Below are 720 nucleotides of genomic sequence, written 5' to 3' on the forward strand. Positions count from 1 at the left end.
CGCAGCGTCGAACCCGGTCAGCCCCGGCGCGGCGGCGGTTGCCGGCAACCGGGTCACGCAGCTGAACGGCATCCGCTGGCGTTACGATGCCTGGGGGCGGGTGGCGGAAAAGGTCAGCGGCCGCGAGCGCTGGCGCTACCGTTACGACGGGGAGCAGCGGCTGGCGGAGGTGGTGCACGACACCCGCGACGTGCGGCAGCCGCGGCGGCACGTCAGCTTCCGTTATGATCCGCTGGGGCGGCGCGTCAGCAAAACCTGCTGGCGGCAGGACGAATGGGGGGAGGTTATCGGGGAGCCGCACACCACGCGCTTCGTCTGGGAGGGGCTGCGGCTGCTGCAGGAAATCGTCGACGGGGTGCCGCTGACCTGGGTGTACGCCGGGCCGCAGAGTTATGAGCCGCTGGCGCGGATTGACGGGGCGGAGAACCCGGAGATTTACTGGTACCACTGCCGGCCGGACGGCACGCCGGAAACGCTGACCGACGAATCGGGCGCGGTGCGCTGGCGGGGCAGCAACGGCGCGTGGGGCAAACTGCTGCGCGAGACGCGGCAGGACGCGGCGGACTTTGCGCAGAACCTGCGGATGCAGGGCCAGTACCTCGACAGGGAAACCGGGCTTCACTACAATTTATTCCGCTACTACGATCCCGACTGCGCGCGTTTTACCCAGCCGGATCCGATTGGGGTGGCGGGCGGGCTGAATCTTTACCAGTATGCGCC

Annotated in this window: 1 protein-coding gene; it reads left to right on the forward strand. The window is 68.8% G+C overall.

What is annotated here, in order from left to right; all coding sequences use genetic code 11:
• Positions 1 to 720 (forward strand): RHS repeat-associated core domain-containing protein (locus tag NG42_RS21630; RefSeq protein WP_052903092.1); only part of this gene is annotated, 720 nt, incomplete at both ends.

It is taken from the genome of Winslowiella iniecta, from assembly GCF_001267535.1.
In the GTDB taxonomy this organism is placed as follows: domain Bacteria; phylum Pseudomonadota; class Gammaproteobacteria; order Enterobacterales; family Enterobacteriaceae; genus Erwinia; species Erwinia iniecta.